Source organism: Ligilactobacillus sp. RTP31139st1_D10_RTP31139_211217, assembly GCF_040226755.1.
GTDB classification, from domain to species: Bacteria; Bacillota; Bacilli; order Lactobacillales; family Lactobacillaceae; genus Ligilactobacillus; species Ligilactobacillus animalis.
This window is the reverse complement of the sequence record NZ_JBCOAR010000006.1, coordinates 11637-33439: the sequence shown is the minus strand read 5'-3', so window position 1 is coordinate 33439 and position 21803 is coordinate 11637. Positions and strand designations below refer to the sequence as shown.

The following is a 21803-nucleotide window of genomic DNA, read 5'->3' as shown; positions in this document are numbered from 1 at the left end:
TGGCACCTACCACCCTGACTGGCTCGCATCGACCGCCAGCTTTCTGACTCCCAGATGATAGGACTACTTCTACGACTTCTGTTGCTATTCATAATACAAACATATTAGAGCAATGTCAACTAATTTTTATAATAATTTAATTAAGTTATTGCCATAAGCGCTTCTGACCTCGTCTAAGACCACAAAAGCGGTCGAATCGATCTGGGCGATCTTATCCATGACTTTGACTTGCAACTTAGCTTCACAAACACAATAGATGATCTTTTTAGGCTGCCCACTGACATAGCCATGCCCATCCAGTAATGTGATCCCTGTTTGGTTGAGATTTGATAACGCCTGGGCGATCGTTTCACTCTTATCTGAAATGATCGTAAAAGCCCGTTTCGCAATAAATGCTTCTAACATTTTATTTAAAACTACTGCTGAAATGTATAATTCAATGATCGTCAGGAGCATATTTTCAAAACCGATCAAGACAAATGACGGGACCGCCACCAGCAGATCAAAACCGAGCATCGCCGAACCGGTCTTGATCCCAAAGTATTTGTTCATGATCTTAGCCAAGATCGTACTGCCCGCTGTGGTGCCTTCGCCTTTCATAATGATACCCATTGCGATCCCCATCAAAACACCACCAATGATCGCTGCCACCAGTGGATCATGGAGCTTGAACTGGATCTGACTGGTGAGTTTGAGCCAAAACGAGATACTAGCGATCGCCACGATCGTGTATAACACTGTCTGTTTACTCAGCATCTTCCAGCCCACAAATAATAAGATCCCATTTAAGATCAAGTTCGTCAGTGCTGGCGGAAATCCGATCCAGTAATAAAAGATCGTCATCAGCCCCGTCACGCCACCTTCACCTAATTTGCTTGGGATCAAAAAGGAATTGATCGCTAACGCATAGACGAGCGCGCCAATAAAATTTAAAGCAATATTTTTTACAATAGTTCTATTTATGTTCACTGTGATCCCACCCTAAATCTAAGCTGATCTCTTCAGTCGTTTGCTTTGTAGCAATTGGCTGATTCAAATAACCTTTGATCAAGGCATAGATCTCACCACGTGTCTTCGCTGTCAGCTTCTGTTGTTGAAATGATAATTGCGCATTGGAAGCAAATAATTCATTAAGATCATAATTGTCGTACGAACGCCCACTTAAATAATCTAGTGACACCTGGAAATATTCTGCTAACTGCAAAACTTCCAGATAAGATGGTGTGGTCGTGCCTCGCTCCCATTTTCCGATCTGTGAGATCGTTTTGTTGCGTTTGCTATATGAGACCTCCATTTGGTTCAGTGCTTGTGCTAATTCACTTAACGATAGCCCCGCCCCTAGTCTTAAGGCCCGTAGTCTTTCTGGAAACATCTGATCACCCACTTTTGTTTAGTTACCTTAATTTTAACATTAATTTGAGCTTATCGGGGAAAGGGGAACAGATCTATCGTTATCTTTTTTAACAAAAATAACTTATTTTAAGTAATTAGGCTTTTACTATTGCTTATTTTGCCAGAACCACGTACAATTAAGTGGTCTTAACTTACTAAAAGTACATTAATTTTAAAGGTGGTGGATAAAATGTGGCACACAGTTTGGTCATCATTGCCGGAACTGATCAGTGCGGGGATCAAATATACGATCCCGCTCGCAGTCATCTCGTTTGCCCTAGGGCTCGTGTTGGCTTTGATCACGGCTTTGATCCGTATTTCACAGACTAAAGGTCCATTTTTGATTATCAAAGCAATTTTTAGATTCTATGTGTGGCTTTTCCGTAGCACTCCTTTGATCGTTCAATTATTTATCGTCTACTTCGGACTTCCATATTTGACGATCAAAGGCGTCTTTCCTGACGGGATCAAGCTCGAACCATTTACGGCAGGTATTATCGTCTTTACGTTAAATACTGGCGCTTATGCCTCCGAAACGATCCGAGCAGCCATCGAATCGATTCCTAAGGGGCAATGGGAGGCAGCCCAAGCGATCGGGATGACACGCTTCCAGACGCTCTTTAGGATCATCATTCCGCAAGCAGCGCGCGTCTCGTTACCGCCGCTGTCAAATAGTTTTATCGGCTTAGTCAAAGACACTTCACTAGCTTCGACGATCACGATCGTTGAAATGTTTGAAGTCAGTCAACAGATCGCAGCCGAAAACTACCAACCTTTAGTAATGTACTGTACGGTGGCCGCTCTATACGCGATTTTATGTACGATATTATCGTTTGTTCAAAGTTGGCTTGAAAAGGTGACGACCCGTTACCTCAAGCCCCAAGTATAGGGAGGCATAATTATGTTGAGACTTAAAAATGTAACTAAAACTTTTGGCACACAAACTGCGCTCAAAGATATCACAACTGCATTTAACGACCACGAAACAACGGTCTTAGTGGGTCCCTCTGGCTCGGGTAAATCGACACTCTTACGTTCGTTGAACTTACTTGAACGCCCTGAGAGTGGAACCTATGATTGTGATGGGATCGAGCTTGATTTTGCCAAAAAGATCACAAAAAAAGAAACCTTAGCAGTCCGCCAAAAAACAGAAATGGTCTTTCAAGACTACAACCTCTTTCCCCATTTGACGGTCTTAAAAAACGTCATGGAAGGACCAGTTCACGTCTTAAAAGAAGATAAACAAACTGCTAAAAAACGCGCCTTGGAACTATTGGATAAAGTCGGACTCAAACAAAAAGCCGATGCCTATCCTAACCAACTCTCAGGTGGTCAAGCTCAACGCGTTGCGATCGCCCGTTCACTGGCGATGCGCCCGCGTTACATTCTCTTAGACGAGCCAACTAGCGCGCTTGATCCTGAGTTGGAACTTGAAGTTTTAAAAGTGCTCTTAGAATTAGCGAACGAAAAACAATCACTGATCATCGTGACTCATAACTTGGAATTTGCGCGTCATGTTGCCGATAAGATCCTCTTTATCGAAGACGGACAGATCAATTTCTCAGGGTCAAAAGATGATTTCTTCAACTCAAATGATTTACGGATCAAAGAATTCATCAGTGCTATGACTTTAGATAACTTGAATTAACGAAAGGAATTTATCATGAAAAAAACATTTAAAAGCATCTTAGCTGTCGCAGGTGTCCTAGGCTTGACTTTTGCCTTGAACGCCGTAAAGTCCCAAAATATTTCGGCTGCGGAAAAACTTCCAGCACAAACAACTAAAGAATTAAAGGAAAAGGGAACTTTGACCATTGGATTAGAAGGAACATTTGCCCCATATTCTTACCGTAAGGACGGTAAATTGACTGGCTTTGAAGTGGAGCTAGGTAAACAACTCGCCAAGGAAATGGGGCTCAAAGCTAAATTTGTTCCTACTAAGTGGGATGGTTTGATCGCTGGGCTTGATACAGGAAAATATGATGTTGTTTTAAACAACGTAACGATCACTAAAGAGCGTAAAGAAAAATATCTCTTCTCCAAGCCTTATATCTACTCACACTTTGCTTTGATCACTAAAAAAGATTCTGATCTGACTAAGCTAAGCCAGATCAAGGGCCAAAAGATCGCAGCTGGGACTGGGACTGACAATGCGATCATCGCTAAAAAATATAAAGCGACAGTCGTTCCATCCTCTGACTTTACAACTTCACTTGACTTGGTCAAACAAGACCGCGCTAAAGGTGCGATCAACTCGATGTCTGCTTGGTATGCTTATAAAAAGGACCACTCAACTAAAGGTCTTAAAGCAACTGATGTTTCCAAAGAAGAAGATCCAGCTAAGATCGGGGCTTTGATGTCTAAGAAAGATAAATCATTACAAAAGAGCGTTGATAAGGCGCTCGATAAGCTACGCAAAGATGGTAAATTAAAAGAAATTTCTGAAAAATATGTCGGTGGCGACATTACGAAATAATTAATTTAGTAAAGGCCCCTGTCCGTGAGATGGACAGGGGCTTTTCTTATATTAGAAACGGCTCACTAAATAAATTGGACCGCTCATATTTTCCAAAAGGTAGTTTACAATAATTAGAAAAAAAGCACTCTACGGTACCGCTATCATAGCAAAAATAAAAAATCCCCAGCCATCGGAACCAGCGACAAACACGGGGAAATAGAGAATATATATTGTATAAACTAACTATGTAGCCTGTTAAGTTAATTTATTTATATTTAAATGATACTATGCTAATAATGAAAACGCAATATCAAAAATTACCCTTAAAATATTTTTAACCTCTTATCTAAATTTTTTTGTTGAATATAGCAATTTTTTTAGAAGAATACAAAAAATCCCCCAAAACTGGGAGCTGATCGAATTAATAATTAGGATCGACACGTTTGCCGCTTTTTCCGCGGATCCCATCATACCATGCTTTCATAATGATCGGGAAATTGTGTTTTAAATGCTTATTTCACTTAGACAACACCAACATATGTGCCATCATGATCGTTGGGCTTAAATGGCGAACTTTCCAATTTTTACCGTAACGCTTATCAAAGAGAATGTTATTGCGCATCATATAGTAGTTACGCCAAGTATATTCTCGCTCAGCACTATCTCGATTTGGGTTTCCACCTGCTAATTGTCGTCTTAATTTGGCATCTGTGACATAAATAAGTTTTGTATGTTGCGCTAAGCGGTAAGCATAATCTGTATCATCAAAGAAGATAAAGTAATCTTTATCTGGAAGACCAACTTTTTTGGAAATATCTAATGTCATCAATGGTCCCTCAAAAGTCATATCTTTGACAAAGTACGTTTCTTTGTCTAACGGATGTGGCGCTACTTGCTTACGTAGCGAAGCCCAGAATTTGTTATGATCTTCCAAGTCAAGGTCAAGACAGACACGGTCAGTATAATTTTCATCCTCACGACTTGGTAACGCTACTTTAGCGCCTGTTTCGTCCATTTGCGCTAGAAGTTTTTCCAAACACGTTAAGCGATTATACGTCACCAAGACCACACATACTTTTTTTGCCATCTTTTTTCCCTTTAACTCTTCAAAAAACTTTTAACACTATCTGCCCAAGCATCCCAATTTAGCGTTGTATCATAATAATCTCGCGCTTTCCTTGACATGTTGTGATAGTTAGTGTCATCTGTCACTAAGGCTTCGATCTGTTGCACAAAATCTGTACTATTGGCTGATGTAGGCAAAGCGTAGCCAGTTTTTCCATTCAATACATATTGTGAAACACCACCAGTATTATAAGTGAAAACCGGCAAAGCATACATAGCAGCTTCTGCAAAAACGATCCCTGCTGCTTCAGCTTGAGTAGGTAAAAGAAATAGGTCTGCTTGCTCGTATTCAGCTTGCAGGCTACTTAATTCTGCAGGGTCATTTTTATCTAATCTTCCCTTGAAGATCACGTCACTTTGAGTAAAATCACTTGGTTTATCTAGCCCAACGATCGTCAGAGTATAATGATAGCCTGCTAAACTATTTTCATTTAACTTAGCAACTATATCTAAAGCTATGTCTACACCCTTACGCTTCCACTCGACTCCCACAAGTAATATATTGATCTCTTTGCTTGTTAATGTCTTAGGTGTGATTTTCACATCAGGCATATTGGCGCCAAAAGGGATCAAAGATAATTTACCTTCTGGTTGGTCATAGTCGTTTTGGACACTTTTATATGCCCATTGGCTTGGTAAGATGATCTTATCAGCTCTCGTTAGCGCTTTTTGATCTATCTCATCACCATTATCTGCACCTTTTTTATCCACACCAGCATAATAATAGTTGTTCATTAAAGCATAGGTGGCATCGGGGAGATCGACAAATTTAGCCTGACTATGTGCGAAAGCTATTATTGAAGCTCCCGCCGGACAAAAATAATAATTCGACTTCTTATCTTGATCATGGATCAGTTTATCAGCCCTTTTTCCCCAATACTTGGCACCAAGTACGGTCGTTTCAAAGTTGGTTACCCCTTGCTTCTTTATCCGATTCAAGTAAAACATTGTTGCTCGGATATAAAAGCGTGTAAACCAATTTTTCAGCGTGAGCGTGTCAACTTCAAGCCCATTTCTCTTCAAAGCTTCGTACATATTACTCGTCGTTCCTGACCAGGTCCGCTTATCTTTGGGATCGGTAAGTGACATTACCGTTAATTTCAAGAAAATTCACCTTCTGTTATTCTTCGATCTGTTTCATAAATTCAGCCAATGCATCTTGCCACATTGGAAATTCAAAGCCTGTTTCTTTAGCCAAATGCATCACTGAGTAGTGCGGACGAAAAGCAGCAGTCGGATATTCATCGGATGAAACTGGAGCAACTTCGACATCTTTGTCTTTCAAGATCTCTGTTGCAAATTCATACCATGAGCATTGTCCGTCATTACTGCATTGATAGACACCATAGTCGATCTTATTATCAACTAAGTAGGTCAAAAATTCAGCTAACGTCCGTGTCCAAGTTGGACGACCAATCTGATCTGAGACTACGGTCAAACGATCATGGTTTTTAGCTAAGTTCAACATCGTATAAACAAAGTTGTGGCCCCATTTGCCATAGACCCAAGCTGTCCGTACGATATAATACTTATCACAGTATTTTTCGACTGCTTGTTCACCTAAGAGCTTAGTCCGACCATATTCATTACGTGGACCTTTAGGATCATCAGGCATATATTCACCTTCTGTGCGTGAGCCATCAAAGACATAGTCGGTGCTGACATAGACCATTAAAGCATCATATTTTTGGCAAGCCTTAGCCATGATCTCTGAACCGACTGCATTGACCAATTCATTGACCTTTTTGCCTTCACCTTCAGCTTTATCGACCGCTGTGTAAGCCGCACAATGGTAAACGACTTCGGGACGATTTTTAGCAAAGTAGGTATCAACCTTAGCTTCATCAGTGATATCCAATACATCGACATCAGCTGCATCATAAGCGATCCCACGCTCATCTAATAAATGTTGCAATTCTTGACCTAATTGTCCATTGCCACCAGTGATCAAAATTTTCATCTTATTTATCTCCTAAATTTTAACTTTCTGTCCTTACTGAATAAGAGGTTGATGTAGCTAAATAACACCAACCTCTTATCGCTTATTTTTTAATTCAAGGCTGCACGTTCTTTTAGTGGGCGCCACCAGTCTTCGTTATTTAAATACCAATCAACAGTTTCAACGATACCTGTATCAAAAGTATATTTTGGCTTCCAACCGAGTTCAGTTTCGATCTTTGTTGGGTCGATCGCATAACGGCGGTCGTGACCCAAACGATCAGCAACATATTCAATTGCATCTTCACCTAAACCAAGTTGTTCAACGATCAAGTGCACGATCTCATTATTTGTCCGTTCATTATGTCCACCGACATTATAAACTTCACCCTTGCGACCCTTATGTAAAACAAGGTCGATTGCTTGGCAGTGATCGTAGACATGAAGCCAATCGCGGATATTTTTACCATCCCCATAGATCGGTAATTTCTTACCGTCCATCCCATTTGATGTCATCAATGGGATCAATTTTTCAGGGAATTGGTATGGTCCGTAGTTGTTTGAACAACGTGTGATATTCACATTCAGACCATAAGTTTCATAGTAAGCACGAACTAACAGATCAGCGGAAGCTTTACTTGCTGAATATGGTGAGTTAGGTGCTAACGGTGTCGTTTCACTGAAGTACCCTTCTTTACCCAAAGTACCGTAAACTTCATCAGTCGAAACTTGCAAATATTTTTCTAAGCCCATTGTCTTAGCTACGTGCAAGAGTGCCAATGTACCTTGCACATTTGTTTCTACAAAAACTTCTGGATGTAAGATCGAACGGTCAACATGACTTTCAGCCGCAAAGTTTACGATCGTATCGATATCATGTTCTTTTACTAAATGTTCGACCAATTCACGGTTTGTAATATTGCCGTGAACAAAGACATGACTAGGGTTGTCCTTTAGATCATCTAAATTATGAATATTACCAGCATAGGTCAATAGATCTAAGTTAACGATCTTATATTCAGGATATTTTTCGAGCATGTAGCGGACAAAGTTACTACCGATAAAACCGGCACCGCCTGTTACAAGTAAGTTTTTCATCAGGTTAGTCCTTTCCGTAAGTAAAGTTTAGATCAGCATCTTTTAAACGTGGATGTTTTTTGTCTTTATCCGATAAGATCAGATGTTCGAGCGGCATTGGCCAGTCGATCCCTAGATCTGGGTCATCAAATGCGATCCCACCATCAGCTTCTGGATTGTAGTAGCCATCAACTTTGTAAGCTACATTCACATTTGGGGTCAAGGTCACAAAACCATGTGCAAAACCTTTTGGTACTAATAATTGGCGGTGGTTGTACTCACTTAAGATAAAACCTTGCCATTGACCATATGTAGGTGAGCCTTTACGAATATCAACGATCACATCATAGATAACACCTGTAACAGCCCGTAATAATTTAGTTTGAGCATAAGGCGCACGTTGATAATGCAAGCCTCTTAAGACACCTGGTTCAACTGAAAGTGATTGGTTGTCTTGGGTGAAATCAAAATCGATCCCTGCTTCGACAAATTTTTGCTTTGTATATGTTTCCGTGAAAAAACCACGATGATCACCAAAAACATCAGTCTCGATGATCTTAGCATCTTGTAACTTTGTATCGATAACTTTAACCATGTTTAACTACTCCTACTTATCTTCATTGGCTAAACGCAATAAATATTGCCCATAGTCGTTTTTCTTCATTGGTTGCACTAATTCTATCAAGCGTTCTTTAGAGATCCAGCCTTGACGATATGCGATCTCTTCTAAGCTAGCAACTTTTAAATTCTGACGTTTTTGGATCGTAGCGATAAAGCTCGAAGCCTCCAACATCGAATCATGTGTTCCAGTGTCCAACCAGGCGTATCCGCGTCCCATGAGCTTAACATCTAGATCACCGCGCTTTAGATATTCTTTATTGATATCAGTGATCTCCAATTCTCCACGTGCTGATGGTTCCAAGCCCTCGGCGATCGAAACAACATCATTATCGTAGAAATAAAGCCCTGTGACCGCATAGTTACTCTTAGGTTCAGCTGGCTTTTCTTCGATCGATAAAGCATGATGGTCTTTGTCAAATTCCACCACACCAAAACGCTCAGGATCAGTCACATGATAACCAAAAACGGTTGCTCCTTTTTCCTTTTTAGTAGCATCTCTTAGTAGTTGACTCAATCCACTGCCGTAATAAATATTATCGCCTAAAATTAGGCAGACTGGATCGTCACCAATAAACTCCTTACCTAAGATAAAGGCTTCCGCCAAGCCATTTGGTTTTTCTTGGACCTTATAGGAAAGATTTATCCCGAAATCGGACCCATCACCTAAAAGTTCTTCAAATAATGGTGTGTACTCTGGGGTCGAGATCAATAAAATATCTCTGATCCCTGCCAACATCAGCGTTGACAGCGGATAATAGATCATTGGCTTATCATATACTGGGATCAATTGCTTGGAAATACCACGCGTGATCGGATAAAGACGCGTCCCACTTCCACCAGCTAAAACTATGCCTTTCATAGAAGACTCCTTTAATTAAAACATAAGAAACATTATGATTTACTGAATATTCAAGTTAATTTTCGCATACCGACATTATAAATTCAATTACACTTTCATTACAGAAAAAAGTTAACTATTATTTTAGTTCTATAATATTGTCAATTTATGCAAAATACTCCACCTATATTTATACACCGTTTTGCGACTAACTGCCAGTATTTTTGCTATTTCAGTCAATGATAGTCCTGTCTCTAACCTTAAAGCTAAAAATTTCTGCTCATTTGGTGTGCACGTATTCCATAATTCTAACACTAACTCATCAGTCATAACGTTTTCAAAGCTCAGCGGGATCATCGCCCATAGTTCATCAACATTCTCTGGCAACCCACATTCCCTTTGCTTAGTTCGCGTCTGCTTGCACAATAGGTCTAACAGACGCCACTTGACCTTCTGATAGAGGTAAGGCATTACTGCTTCCTCTGTAACACTGTCATGTGTTTGGCAATAAGCACAATAAGCCTGAGCAAAAGCGATCTGCCCCTCGACTACTAGATCCTCATAATCGGGACTTTGACGGGACACATTCAAACGCTTCAATACACCATAGATAACTTTCTCACGTTCTGCTTGCAACAAATATGCAAATCCTGTTTCATACATCAACTAGACTTCCCTTGCTTAAAAGTTTGGTCTAGGGCCCTAAACTGTTTTTAGCATACGACCAGATCATATCAAACAAAACCTGCATCTCAACGACAAAATCCTGCATGTAGCTTTTTTACTCCGCATAAAGCCTGTTATGCTGGAGTCCAAACTATTCATCAGCTACTATAGCACAAATGAATTTTTTTATAGTTTGAAAAATACTTCCAAATAATTTTGAAGTATTGAAATAACTTGAATTTTGTGTAAATTTACTTAATTTTTAGGAGGAGAATTTTTATGGAAACCGTCTTTCTAGACCTAAATGGCGTACATGCGCTCTATCGTCAAGGATATTTTGATGCTGATGCAACTTTAGATACGCAGACCTCGCTTTTGCTCTGGGATTGTCATGATCTTGGGCTCAAAAATTGTCGCTCCTTGATCTTAGACGCCAAACGCGGAGTCATCATCAGTGACAAGGAATCCACCCGTCTAGTCAATCAATTTATCAAACGCCAACCGGTTGGGCTTTTACTGGCCCGTTGCCTTATCAGCCCCCTTGCTAAAAAGCCCCCTTGTCTGCCTTACGTTTGGGGAAAGATCTTACTTGTCCCGCTAAGCGGCTACACTCGCCATCCAACTAGTTGGCTCAGACTCGATCACGTCGATTACAACTATTTTGTCGATCCCACCCACATCGCTATTATCTTTGACCACGATCCTAAGACTCGTTTTATCTTGCCTATCAATAAAAAGACTTATCTTTGCAACTTGAAAACAACTGCTACCATCTATTATCGCCTGCGCCAACTCATCCATGAGCTAAGTAGTGCTTTTGACCTGACTACTAAGACTACACCTTTATATTATTTAGACGAGCAACTCGAGCGTACGTTCTCACTGGCCACGCTCTTTGATGATTACTTATTGATGGTCATCAGCTTGATCTATCGCGAACATGGGATCACAACAGAAAATGAAGCTAAACTCATCAAAGATCACCTCAGGCAAAAATACGACCATCTCTAAAAATACTTGATTTTGCTAGACTTGGATCCTATTTCTTATTGGTTCACAAGCCATAAAAGTTATAATATAATGGAAATGATTAATATTATAGAGCTTGATCCAAGGAGTTAAATATACTATGACAAAACCGATCAAAATCGTTACGGATTCATCTGTCCAATTGACACCTGAAGAAATAAAAGAAAATAACATTACGATCATCCCCCTATCAGTGGAAGTAAATGGTAAGAACTACATCGATGGTGAGGATATCAGCCGTGAAGAACTCGTGGAACAATTACGTAAGGGTAACATCCCTAAGACAAGTCAACCAGCAATGGGACGGTTCATCGACACCTTCAATGAATTAGGCAAAAACGGAAGCCAAGTCTTAGCGATCTTGATTTCCGATGTTTTGAGCGGGACATTTGAAACAGCGCTCAGTGCTGCTGACATGTCAGATGCTGACGTTACCGTGATCAACAGTAAATCAACGGACCGTGGTCTTGCTTTCCAAGTTCTAGCTGCTGCTAAAGACGCCCGTGAAGGCAAAACCATCGCAGAGATCAAAGAACACTGTGCTGATATCTATTCACGGACTACAGTTGATGTGTTAGTCGATAATCTCGATTGTTTGGTTGCTGGTGGGCGTGTGAGTCGCTTTGCCGGGGCCTTGACAAAATTGATCAACTTGAAGATCATTGTCCGCTTAAATGAACACAGCCTTGATGTCTTCACAAAAGGCCGCAGTCGTAAAACTTTTATCAAGCATTGCAAAGAATTAGCAGAACAACACAAAGATAATCCGATCCAAGCTCTTTCGCTTTCAAATGTCGGGACTGATCCTGAATTTTTGGAAAAGATCAAAGAAACGATCTTACCAGAAAATAGCGATGCCAGTTATCTAGCTCGTTTGACCAGTCCGATCATCATGACGCATACCGGTTTGAATGCCGTGGGTGTGATCACTTTGGCAGAAAAGCCTGAAAAAACTGACGCTTAATACCATATAGATAAAAGTAGCCACCCGATACATATGTATTGGGTGGCTGCTTTTTTGTATCAATATACATTTTATGCCTTTTTATACATCGAGCCTTCTAATTGATAACCTTTTTCAATTACACTATTTTTACCTGAATACACAAACCCTATTAAATCAAGGTTTTATCCCCGCTAATTGAGAACTATTATTATTTAGAACGATTCTAATTTACTTTAGTTATTTTTGGTGTTACGGTTTAAGTAAAGTAGAACTGAAATTATTTTTTATGAGGGGATGTTAATTATGAAACATTCAACAAAATTAGGCTTGATCATTGCGATCGCGGTGGTCTCAGCGATCTTAGAATTTGGCTTTGGCCTTAGTTTAGTCGCGCAGATCATCATTACTACCACCGGAACTTTGATTGCCTTATCCATGTTAAAAGAAATGATCAAAACATTACGCTCAGGCAGCTATGGTGTCGATCTCCTAGCGATCACTGCGGTCGCTGCGACACTTGCTGTCGGCCAATATTGGGCAGCGATGATCGTTTTGATCATGTTAGTCGGTGGCGATTCGCTCGAAGACTATGCTTCTAAAAAGGCTCATACCGAATTAAAAGCCTTACTCGATAATTCACCCCAGACCGCTCACAAAGTCGTGGCTGATAAACTTGTCGATATCAAAGTCGATGAAGCTAATATCGGCGATCAATTGGTCGTTAAACCGGGTGAGACCGTCCCAGTCGATGGCCATGTCATCAAAGGCAGTAGCATGTTTGATGAATCGAGCTTGACCGGTGAATCTAGACCGATCACTAAAAATATCGGCGATACTATCTATTCTGGTTCGATCAATGGTGATTCTGCAGTAACGATGACAGTTGATAAACTCGCTAAAGATAGTCAATATCAGCGCTTGATCCAATTAGTCAAACAAGCCGACAGCACACCCGCTCATTTTGTCCGAATGGCTGACCGCTATGCCGTTCCATTTACTGGGATCGCCTTTGTGATCGCTGGGATCGCTTGGTTTGTTTCCAAAGATCCTGTGCGCTTTGCCGAAGTTTTGGTCGTAGCTTCACCTTGTCCGTTGATCTTAGCTGCTCCAGTGGCTTTGGTGTCCGGGATGAGCCGTTCGTCACGTAACGGGATCGTGGTCAAAACTGGGAACGTCTTGGAAAAGATGGCCACAGCCAAAACAGCTGCCTTTGATAAGACCGGTACGATCACTAGCGGTCGACTCTTTGTCGATCAGATCAAACCCGTGGCCGGTACGACCAAAGAAGAGCTTTTAGGTTATGCAGCTAGTGCCGAACAATCTTCAGGTCATATCCTAGCCCGTTCATTGCTCAATTATGCTGTTAAACATGAGGTCAAGTTATTAGAAGTTCAGCAATTATCTGAAGTTACAGGTAACGGGGTCACTGCACAGATCGCTGGTCAGACCGTCAAAGTCGGAAAGGCTTCATTTGTGGCTCCAACAGCCAAGATCGCTGAAACGACGCAAACTTGTGTTTATATCAGTTTAAACGACCAATATATCGGAGTGATCACCTTTATCGATAAATTACGTCCCGAAGCTGCGCAAACGATGCAAGCTTTACGCGACCATGGAGTTAAACACTTGATGATGTTAACTGGTGACCAACAAGCTATTGCCCAAACGATCGCTAAAGAAGTCGGGATCGATGATGTCAGAGCAAAATTATTGCCTGAAGAAAAGATCCAGGCTTTAAAGACAGTACCTGAAAGTGAACATCCGGTCATCATGGTCGGTGATGGAGTCAACGATGCACCTTCATTGACCGTCGCTGATGTCGGGATCGCTATGGGGGCCCATGGAGCTACAGCAGCCAGTGAATCAGCTGATGTCGTGATCTTAAAAGATGACCTGCTAAAAGTCGCTAAAGCCGTTGAGATCGCCCAAGATACTTTACGCATTGCACGCCAAGCTGTGTTGATCGGGATCTTCATCTGTGTCTTCTTAATGTTAGTTGCCAGCACCGGGTGGATCCCCGCGATCGTAGGCGCAATGTTTCAAGAAGTCATCGACACCGTTTCGATCCTTTGGGGCTTGCGGGCTCGCTATTCCCATGAAAAATAGTTATTTAACTGGGATTGTAGTAAAATATTAGTAATTAAACTGATTGAAGAGGAACTAATATGACCGATCCACTATATTCACTGATCACTATCGTCAACAAAGAAGACGTCTATCAAGCTTTCAAATCTGGATTAGAGAAACAAACTGGCGTTGACTATGAATTGATCCGCATCAACAATGAAAATAATGAATACAACTCTGCCCGCAAAGCTTTTAATGATGCTGCTAAAAAAGCTAAGGGACAATATCTAGTTTTCCTACACCCAGATATTCGTTTCTTAAATGAGCATGCCTTAAAAGATGTCTTAGACCAGGTCAGATCACTTCCCAAAGATTTTGGTGTTGCTGGTATTGCGGGAAGCCCTCAAGAATTAGTCGATAATGATCGGATTATTTTGACAACGATCATCCACGGCGACCATAAAGAACATGTTGGACGTCCGATCACTGGTCCTACTCCAGTCCAAACTTTAGACGAATGTTTCTTTGTCATTGCCCGTGACTACTGGGAAAAGCAGCCTTTTCCAGCGAAGGAAGGCTGGCATCTTTATGCGGTAGAACAATGTCTCTTGGCGCAAAAAGACCAGCGTGAAAATTACGTCGTCCCGGCTGCTATCTGGCATACTTCTGATGGTAAGTCTGAAGATTTTCGCTACACACTTCAAGTTAGACAGTTGATCAAGGAATATCGAGCACAGACGGCTTCGATCAACACGACCGTTAAACGTTGGCCGACCCGTGGTTTAGGCGCTAAAATTTTCGTCAATACCTATCTCGCTAAGATGTATCTAAAATATTTGCTAAAAAAATAAGTGTGTTCGATAATACGATCAGCACTAGATAAATAACGCGGGCTCCATCATGATCATCGTGATGGGGCCCGCGTTATTTACTAAGCGTTACACTATCGTACACACTTTATTTTGTTGCTATTCTAGCGATCATTTTTTCTAAATGTAAGGCTAAAGCATAATCCCATAAACGCCCACGCAATTTAGAATCAGCGCGGTACTCTGGATAACGTTTCAACTTAGCCAAAGTTTTTAAACTAGGATGCTTATAATATGCCAAGCGCGTTCCGTAATATTCCTCTAAATATAGAACTTCCGGTGCATCGGTCAATTTTAACGCTTGCACCAAATTGTCTAGTGCACATAAATTATCCTCTTGTTCAGCGATCTTCTCACTGACATCAAACTTGGCTAACACCTTTTGCCACCGCGTGTCGGTCGAAGCACCTAAAGTATTATTTTCATGGATCCGATAACCGATAAGTTCTTCATTTAAGAAATAACAGCCATGATCTAAAGCTGCCATTAAATTCAAATACCAATCATGTGGCATCTCTGCTTGATATTCTTCCACCAAGATATCGCGTAACTCACTGCGGATCAGCATTGTACAGCCAGGCGAAATATTATTACGCATGATCGCATTGGCATTGAATTCGGTCAACTTAGCTAAAGGTGTTTTTGAATAAATAAAACCAGCGTTATAAAAAGCTTTATTCTCAGGCAAGTTGAGCGGTTTGCCGTTAGCATCGATCAATTGTACAGCACAGTTTAAAGCTTTGATCTCCGGCTTTTGTTGCATCAAAGCGGTCATCTTGGCTAGTTTATCTGCATGCCATTCGTCATCTTGATCAGCTAAAAAGATATAGTTTCCTGTAGCCTTTGCCAAAGCTTGCGCAAAATTCTTGCGGTAACCTAGATTCTTTTCATTGATCGAAAAATGCCACTTATCAGAAAGGCTGTGCTCTTTGATAAACTTTTGCACTAACTGAGCAGTATTGTCAGTCGAAACGTCGTCACAAATGATCACTTCATCTGGTCGACGGGTTTGTTCTAATAGGGTTGTTAGTTGTCGTTCAATGTATTTTCCACCATTATAGGTCGCCATAACGACTGAGATCATAATTCTGCCTTCTTTCTTAGTGTTTGAGATAGATCAAATACCAATCACCTAAATATTGGCGATAACGCGGAAAGCAATCCCAGTAAGTCGCTAACTTCACACCTACTAAAGGATTTTTTCTCAGATAAAATCGCTCTCTGACCGCAAGCCATCGATCATTGCGGTCTAAAACTCTTAACTTAGTGGTTTTATCAGCGATCTCACTGCTATTTACATACTCGCGTAAAGTATCATCAAATGCACGCGCGGTTTGGATCCACTTTTTCTTTGCCGCAACAGATTTTAGATCTCGGCTTTCCTTGGTAAAGGCACTATTTTGGTGTTTACGCCATCTTATCAAATTGCCATTATAGTTATACAAGCCATCACTAAACAAGCTTAAACGCCACAATAAAGCGTCATGCGGATATTCTGGACGCCAATACTTCCGTGCAATATCTAAGAGCTCTTTTCGAATGCAATGGGTACACCCGGGACGTCCAACTAATAAATAATTATTCTTCAACGGGATCTGACTTACACTGCCATCATTTTGCTTGAAGCCATCTTTGTGACTACCATCCTCAAAAAAGAGCTCATAGTTTGAAGTCAATAAGCTGATCTGCGGGGAATTTTCCATCACTTCGCTCATGATCTTTAACTTATCCTGATGCCAAATATCATCTTGATCACAAGAAAAGACGAGGTCTCCACTTGCAGCCCACATACCTTCCATAAAGTTACGTCGCCATCCCTTATTTTCAGGATTGCGCGTATATTTCCAATTAGCTAGCGAATATTTAGTGATATAGTCGGTAACTATCTGTGGAGTCTTATCACTACTTCCATCATCAAACAATAAGACTTCATCGGGGCGCCGTATTTGATGACGTAATGAATCCAACTGCTCGCTGATATATTTTTCACCATTAAAAACTGAAACTACAACTGATATTTTCATCTAGTCACCTCTTAGCGTTGGCCCTTGACCTTGAGATAATTTTTCCAAGCGACTTTATACATTGGAAAACCAAATTTCAACATAAGATAACCCAATTTGTCTCTCTTTGGTGTCTTAGGATCAGATACTACCTGGGCTCGATTGGCTTTCAGATACTTGATGATCGCATTTCTCTTTGCTACTAGATCAGGCACTGTAACGTCTAGCATCTGATTTAGTGTACTAAAGCGTGCATATACTTGACGCCGTTTGACTGCAGAAGCTAGATCAGGATAGCGCGCCACTACATCTTGTGCCATCTGATCAGTCATTTCTAATAACTCTAATTTCTTTGCATTAAAGCCCGAGGTCGTGATCGATCCAGCTCGTAGCATATAGTTATATTTGGGCAAAAAACCACACTCGATCGAATTACATTGCATAAATAATTGATATGTAGTTGCAATATCTTCAAAAATCTTGCCTTCAGGGAAAGCCACTGTCTCATATAACTCTTTTTTAGCTAATTTAGCATAGGCACAGGTATCAACTAGATCGTGATAACACATCATCTCGATCGCTTTTTTCCCACTAAGAGTGGTCACTAAACCATTGCCGTCATTTTTCTCAACACCAGTCGCCAAATAAACGTTATTCAACGCACAGATCGACATCGGTGATTTGAACCCTTTTGCCTCCAATAATTCATACAAAAAGGTCACATAGTCCGCTGTTACTGTGTCATCAGAATCGACAAATGTTAAATATTCGCCCTGTGCCAGTTGTATACCATGATTTCTAGCGTTGGACAGACCGCCGTTAGCTTGATGGACCACCTTAAAGCGCGGATCTTTTTGCGCAAATTCATCGCACATTTTGCCCGAAGAATCCGTACTACCGTCATCGATCAAAATGATCTCAAGCGCAGGATAGGTTTGGCGAGCTAGTGACTCTAAGCAAGCCTGTAGATACTTTTCAACGTTATAGACTGGCACGATAATACTGACTAATGGTTTTTCCTGTGTCATCTGTTCATTCATTAGTAGGCACCCTCTGTTTTAAAGATACTGATAATGTTTCTAAATAAAATCTTTATGTCAAACCATAATGAAGCATGGTCAACGTAATACAATTCAAGGTCGCAACGCTCAGGATAATGAACGGTACTTCTTCCCGAGGCTTGCCAATATCCCATAGCACCAGGTGTTACCGATAAAAATTTATCTACTCGGTCACCGTATTGTGCCAATTCTTCTTCAACAACAGGTCTTGGACCGATCAGTGACATATCACCCTTTAAGATATTGAAAAATTGGGGCAATTCGTCCACTGACGATTTACGCAAAAAGCGTCCAAAGCCTGTGATCCGTGGGTCTTTATCTGGTGGAAGTTTATAGCTATTTTTTACATACAATGCATATAAAGCCTTATCTTCCTTAAGCTTTTTATCAGCATCAACGATCATCGAACGATATTTGTAAATATAGAACGGACGATGATCTTTACCGATCCGTCTTTGCTTGTAAAAAACTGGTCCCTTATTCTCACCAAAGCTATCGATCAACCAGATCACAAATGTCAGTGGTACTACAAAAACTAAGGCGCAAAGCGAAACTACTATGTCAAAGAGTCGCTTTACTACTAGATATATCATTTTACTGATACCTTTGTCCAAAATCTCATCTCCTTTTTGCAGGACACTAGTTGTCTAGGCGGGAAGGCTTCCCGGTTATTTTTCTGATCAAAAACGAACTGATCTTCTTGACCCAATTCTGTTTTCCCATAAACATTACAGGATACTCGACATAGTTAATCTGATTTTTATCGACCCAAACATCCAATAATAATTCACTGATAAAACCATAGATCCGCTTCTCATACGGTGTATAGTCACTAATATCGGTACGTTTTTCTACTTCCGCCAATACATCGATCAGCCAAGTAGTGTAAGCATCAAATAACTCACTTTTGGCGATCATCATATTAAACATGTGTACTGAACGACGCTTGACCGCTTGATCAAAGAACGGTACATAATCAGGGTACCTCTCTACTAACACTTGCCGCGTTGTTTCAAGATCTTTGATATGATGAACATGTTCATAGTGTGACCATGACGTCTCAATATAGTAATTGCGCTTTTTAGGCAAGATCATATCATGCTCTTGAAGAGCTTTTTGCAAGGTCTCAGGCGTCATGATATCTTGATACTTCTTATCTACACTGGCAAAAAAATTACGCTTGCCGTTAGAAAAGAAGCGCCGATAATGAACTAGACCTTTGACATCAGCAGTCCTATTCTTAGTAGCCCAATATTGTGCGGTCAATTCACAATAGTTTTCATTTTTAGCTGAAATATTATCTCCAGTATTATCGCGCAAAAATCCCTTAAAATCTTCTGGATCTTTACCTACTTGTAAAGGAAGATAAATTTCATCTTTTGGCATTTTTGTTTTTTTATGACTTACAACATATACTTCAGCTTTCAAAGCGTCCTCTTTCTTCTGTGATCATTATCTACAGACTAATATTACTCCTAACATTATAGCTATATCTAGGTAACTTTGCAATCAAGCTAAAACTCTTTAACAATTTTTTTGGATATAGCGAAATAGGCTGTGACATAAGTCTACTCTTCTATATCAACGCGACAGCTGAGCCATATCTCGTCTAGTAAATAAAAGTGGTCTCACTACGATGCAAGATCATAGTGAGACCCCTCTATTCATACGGCCCTGACCGCATCGTTTTTCACTCTAGTATAGCTGATCAATTTCTAGCTAATTCCACTAAGGCTTGCTCTAGATTAGCAAAATAATTCTCTAAATAAAACGGAGCGATACTTTGCTTGACCGCTTGGGGTTCAAAGGTGGTTTGAGCTACTGCATGTAAAGCCTGCTCTAACCCTGCCAGATCACCAACATCATAAGTAAAGCCGTTTTCTCCATCCTTTAACACATCACGATAACCATTAAAGCGACTAGACACCACCGGGATCCCGCGTGCGATCGCTTCGAGCATGATCATAGGAAGCCCCTCATAAGTCGAAGTCATCACTAAAGCAGTTGGCCGTTGCTTGATCTTTTGCCATAGATCGGGCGTCCAACCATGCCAGGTCACTCGGTCGGCAATTCCAAGTTCATTCGCCTTGTGCTCACACTTCTTCGCATCCACGCCAGTTCCATACATATCTAATAAGGCCCCATCGAAGTGCGCGACTCCTGTCAGTAATTCACCGAGATTTTTTTGCCCCGACAACATCAGCCGCCCAGCGTAAAAGAAATGCGGTTTGTCGTCTGCGTAGCTCGGTAACTCTGCTGACTCTGGTTCGATCGGATTATAGACTAGCCGGATCTTCTCTTCTGGAACACCATATTTCATCAATTCTGATTTGATCGGTGAACTGATCGCTAAATGGCCATCAGCTAGCGGGATCGTATTAGCTGCATCAAACATATCTTGGTCGGCTAAGGAAAAATGGATCCATGATAACAAAGTATAGTGCTTATGTAAGAGCTGCTTGATCTTAGCACCTAACTTGATTATCTTAGGACTCAGTGAGATAAAGCAGGTATTCTTATCGGCACTGAGAAATAACTGTGCGACCTTGATGAGCTTTTCAAACCGTCCCGCATAGATCTTGACCTTGATCTTTTGATCCAATTTATCTAACCACTCATATTTCACTGGCTCATCTGCCAAAACGAGCTCAACTTCATTTTGGGTGACTAAGTGGTTCAAAACTTTAACTAAAACTGTCTCAGTTCCCCCAGTTCCAGATAGTTTTGTGCATAAAAATTTCAGTTTCATTCCTGTTTCCTCACTAATTTTTATTGATGCGGTCTAATTGGCGCAATAGTTCACTGGAATGTTTGGCTTCGACTTTGCGAATAAAGAAATAATCTCCTTGTTGGATCTCAGCTAAATTCTCCTCATCCAAAATGGCCGGATAACTCCCGTGTTTTTCTTCCCACTTGATATAGCGATAATTTCCATTGATCAACCGTTCCTTGAAACGGGGCTCATTGCAAATTATCGTCTGCATCCAAAATTCATCCGAAAAGCATCCTGTTTTGAGCATTTGCAAAAATTTTGGATGTGAATCGAGATATTCTAAACAATATTCAACCGTATCACGTGGTAGATCAGCCCAATTAGCACCAGCATAGATCTCTTCTTTGATCCCTAAACGTTTGAATTTATCCACCCGTAGTAACGTCTGCGTTGAGATCAATAAACGATGATAGATCTTCCCAAACGTACTTCGCCGGTTTACACGGTCATAATTAAAGTAGTATTTTTGCCACCAAATGATCGGTTCCCCATTTTTTTTGACCTCAGCAGCTTTTTCATAAACCAGATAGATCTTAGAATCATTTTCAAAATGCTGATAGAGTTCTTCAACGTTGGCTGCGACCCAATCTTGTCCCGAAATAATATGAAAATAACTGATCGCGGGATTTTTTAAAGCTAATCGCATCAATCTAACAGTTGCTTCCCCGATACTCCAACTACCCCAATTAACTTTTACCTCAGAAATATAGTGGATCTTATGCTCTTTTAGAAAAGCCTCATCCGCTGCAGAAAGTTGCATTTTGGTATCAAAATGGATGTAGATCTCAAACGACTTACTGAGCTTTTGCGTCAATTCTTTGATCAACGGCATTTCTTTATGAGCCAAAAGTAAAATGGCTTGCATCGCTTACCTAACTAAACACGACTGGCTTAGTTGTTCCTTTCTAAAATTAGTATCTTATCGTATCTTACCTAAAAA

General features: G+C 40.7%; 23 protein-coding genes. 7 read left to right on the top strand and 16 right to left on the bottom strand.

The features are described 5' to 3' along the window. Positions 1-126: 126 nt before the first annotated feature. Both ABT996_RS04935 and ABT996_RS04930 read right to left on the bottom strand, forming a co-directional pair. A complete protein-coding gene (locus tag ABT996_RS04935) occupies positions 127-969 on the bottom strand; it encodes a YitT family protein (protein WP_180978419.1) in 843 nt (280 codons plus the stop codon). Then, positions 956-1372, bottom strand: a complete 417-nt coding sequence (locus ABT996_RS04930; RefSeq protein WP_035446901.1) for a helix-turn-helix domain-containing protein — start codon at positions 1370-1372, stop codon at positions 956-958. The genes ABT996_RS04935 and ABT996_RS04930 overlap by 14 nt, the downstream gene beginning before the upstream one ends. Positions 1373-1582: 210 nt before the next feature. On the opposite strand from ABT996_RS04930, the gene ABT996_RS04925 reads away from it, so the two are divergent. The 3 genes from ABT996_RS04925 to ABT996_RS04915 are packed head-to-tail and all read left to right on the top strand — an operon-like array spanning position 1583 to position 3868. Continuing rightward, a complete protein-coding gene (locus tag ABT996_RS04925) occupies positions 1583-2281 on the top strand; it encodes an amino acid ABC transporter permease (protein WP_010690249.1) in 699 nt (232 codons plus the stop codon). Between the two features lie 12 nt (positions 2282-2293). After that, entirely contained in the window at positions 2294-3040 is a 747-nt protein-coding gene (locus ABT996_RS04920; protein WP_010690248.1) for an amino acid ABC transporter ATP-binding protein, read from the top strand. Positions 3041-3055: 15 nt separating this feature from the next. Continuing rightward, positions 3056-3868, top strand: a complete 813-nt coding sequence (locus ABT996_RS04915) for a transporter substrate-binding domain-containing protein (RefSeq protein WP_035446807.1) — start codon at positions 3056-3058, stop codon at positions 3866-3868. Positions 3869-4367: 499 nt separating this feature from the next. Here ABT996_RS04915 and ABT996_RS04910 read toward each other — a convergent pair whose 3' ends face one another. The 7 genes from ABT996_RS04910 to ABT996_RS04880 all read right to left on the bottom strand — a co-directional run bounded on the left by ABT996_RS04910 (position 4368) and on the right by ABT996_RS04880 (position 10112). After that, a complete protein-coding gene (locus tag ABT996_RS04910) occupies positions 4368-4937 on the bottom strand; it encodes a glycosyltransferase family protein (RefSeq protein ID WP_052006301.1) in 570 nt (189 codons plus the stop codon). An 11-nt stretch (positions 4938-4948) separates the two neighbouring features. Next, positions 4949-6079 (bottom strand): glycosyltransferase family 4 protein, encoded by a 1131-nt coding sequence (locus ABT996_RS04905; RefSeq protein ID WP_035446805.1) that lies wholly within the window; start codon positions 6077-6079, stop codon positions 4949-4951. Positions 6080-6095: 16 nt separating this feature from the next. After that, positions 6096-6935 carry a dTDP-4-dehydrorhamnose reductase gene (gene rfbD / locus ABT996_RS04900; RefSeq protein WP_035446803.1) on the bottom strand — a complete coding sequence of 280 codons (840 nt, stop codon included), beginning with the start codon at positions 6933-6935 and terminating at the stop codon, positions 6096-6098. Between the two features lie 89 nt (positions 6936-7024). After that, on the bottom strand, positions 7025-8011 hold the full coding sequence (gene rfbB / locus ABT996_RS04895; protein ID WP_035446801.1) for a dTDP-glucose 4,6-dehydratase: 987 nt from the start codon (positions 8009-8011) through the stop codon (positions 7025-7027). A gap of 4 nt (positions 8012-8015) precedes the next feature. Further along, positions 8016-8585 carry a dTDP-4-dehydrorhamnose 3,5-epimerase gene (rfbC, locus tag ABT996_RS04890; protein WP_035446799.1) on the bottom strand — a complete coding sequence of 190 codons (570 nt, stop codon included), beginning with the start codon at positions 8583-8585 and terminating at the stop codon, positions 8016-8018. Between the two features lie 12 nt (positions 8586-8597). Next, the gene (rfbA, locus tag ABT996_RS04885; protein WP_035446797.1) at positions 8598-9470 is read right to left on the bottom strand and encodes a glucose-1-phosphate thymidylyltransferase RfbA; all 873 of its coding nucleotides are present in this window, start codon (positions 9468-9470) and stop codon (positions 8598-8600) included. Positions 9471-9599: 129 nt separating this feature from the next. Next, on the bottom strand, positions 9600-10112 hold the full coding sequence (locus tag ABT996_RS04880) for a sigma-70 family RNA polymerase sigma factor (protein WP_052006300.1): 513 nt from the start codon (positions 10110-10112) through the stop codon (positions 9600-9602). A 282-nt stretch (positions 10113-10394) separates the two neighbouring features. Here ABT996_RS04880 and ABT996_RS04875 point away from each other — a divergent pair, with 282 nt between their 5' ends. The 4 genes from ABT996_RS04875 (at position 10395) to ABT996_RS04860 (ending at position 15008) form a co-directional block, all read left to right on the top strand. Further along, entirely contained in the window at positions 10395-11126 is a 732-nt protein-coding gene (locus tag ABT996_RS04875) for a hypothetical protein (protein WP_035446795.1), read from the top strand. A 118-nt stretch (positions 11127-11244) separates the two neighbouring features. Continuing rightward, a complete protein-coding gene (locus tag ABT996_RS04870) occupies positions 11245-12108 on the top strand; it encodes a DegV family protein (protein WP_035446793.1) in 864 nt (287 codons plus the stop codon). A gap of 285 nt (positions 12109-12393) precedes the next feature. Then, positions 12394-14196 carry a heavy metal translocating P-type ATPase gene (locus ABT996_RS04865; RefSeq protein ID WP_035446791.1) on the top strand — a complete coding sequence of 601 codons (1803 nt, stop codon included), beginning with the start codon at positions 12394-12396 and terminating at the stop codon, positions 14194-14196. A 59-nt stretch (positions 14197-14255) separates the two neighbouring features. Then, the gene (locus tag ABT996_RS04860; RefSeq protein ID WP_052006298.1) at positions 14256-15008 is read left to right on the top strand and encodes a glycosyltransferase; all 753 of its coding nucleotides are present in this window, start codon (positions 14256-14258) and stop codon (positions 15006-15008) included. Positions 15009-15114: 106 nt separating this feature from the next. Here ABT996_RS04860 and ABT996_RS04855 read toward each other — a convergent pair whose 3' ends face one another. The 7 genes from ABT996_RS04855 to ABT996_RS04825 all read right to left on the bottom strand — a co-directional run bounded on the left by ABT996_RS04855 (position 15115) and on the right by ABT996_RS04825 (position 21728). After that, positions 15115-16110, bottom strand: coding sequence for a glycosyltransferase family 2 protein (locus ABT996_RS04855; protein WP_035446789.1), 996 nt, complete (start codon positions 16108-16110; stop codon positions 15115-15117). Positions 16111-16126: 16 nt separating this feature from the next. Next, entirely contained in the window at positions 16127-17050 is a 924-nt protein-coding gene (locus ABT996_RS04850; RefSeq protein WP_035446787.1) for a glycosyltransferase, read from the bottom strand. Between the two features lie 11 nt (positions 17051-17061). After that, positions 17062-18069 (bottom strand): glycosyltransferase family 2 protein, encoded by a 1008-nt coding sequence (locus ABT996_RS04845; protein ID WP_225361377.1) that lies wholly within the window; start codon positions 18067-18069, stop codon positions 17062-17064. Further along, the gene (locus tag ABT996_RS04840) at positions 18069-18683 is read right to left on the bottom strand and encodes a sugar transferase (RefSeq protein ID WP_052006307.1); all 615 of its coding nucleotides are present in this window, start codon (positions 18681-18683) and stop codon (positions 18069-18071) included. The genes ABT996_RS04845 and ABT996_RS04840 overlap by 1 nt, the downstream gene beginning before the upstream one ends. Positions 18684-18729: 46 nt before the next feature. Next, positions 18730-19518 (bottom strand): DUF4422 domain-containing protein, encoded by a 789-nt coding sequence (locus ABT996_RS04835; protein ID WP_081797058.1) that lies wholly within the window; start codon positions 19516-19518, stop codon positions 18730-18732. Between the two features lie 280 nt (positions 19519-19798). Beyond that, the gene (locus tag ABT996_RS04830) at positions 19799-20839 is read right to left on the bottom strand and encodes a glycosyltransferase (RefSeq protein WP_035446783.1); all 1041 of its coding nucleotides are present in this window, start codon (positions 20837-20839) and stop codon (positions 19799-19801) included. A gap of 13 nt (positions 20840-20852) precedes the next feature. Beyond that, a complete protein-coding gene (locus ABT996_RS04825; protein ID WP_035446781.1) occupies positions 20853-21728 on the bottom strand; it encodes a beta-1,6-N-acetylglucosaminyltransferase in 876 nt (291 codons plus the stop codon). Between the last annotated feature and the right edge of the window lie 75 nt (positions 21729-21803).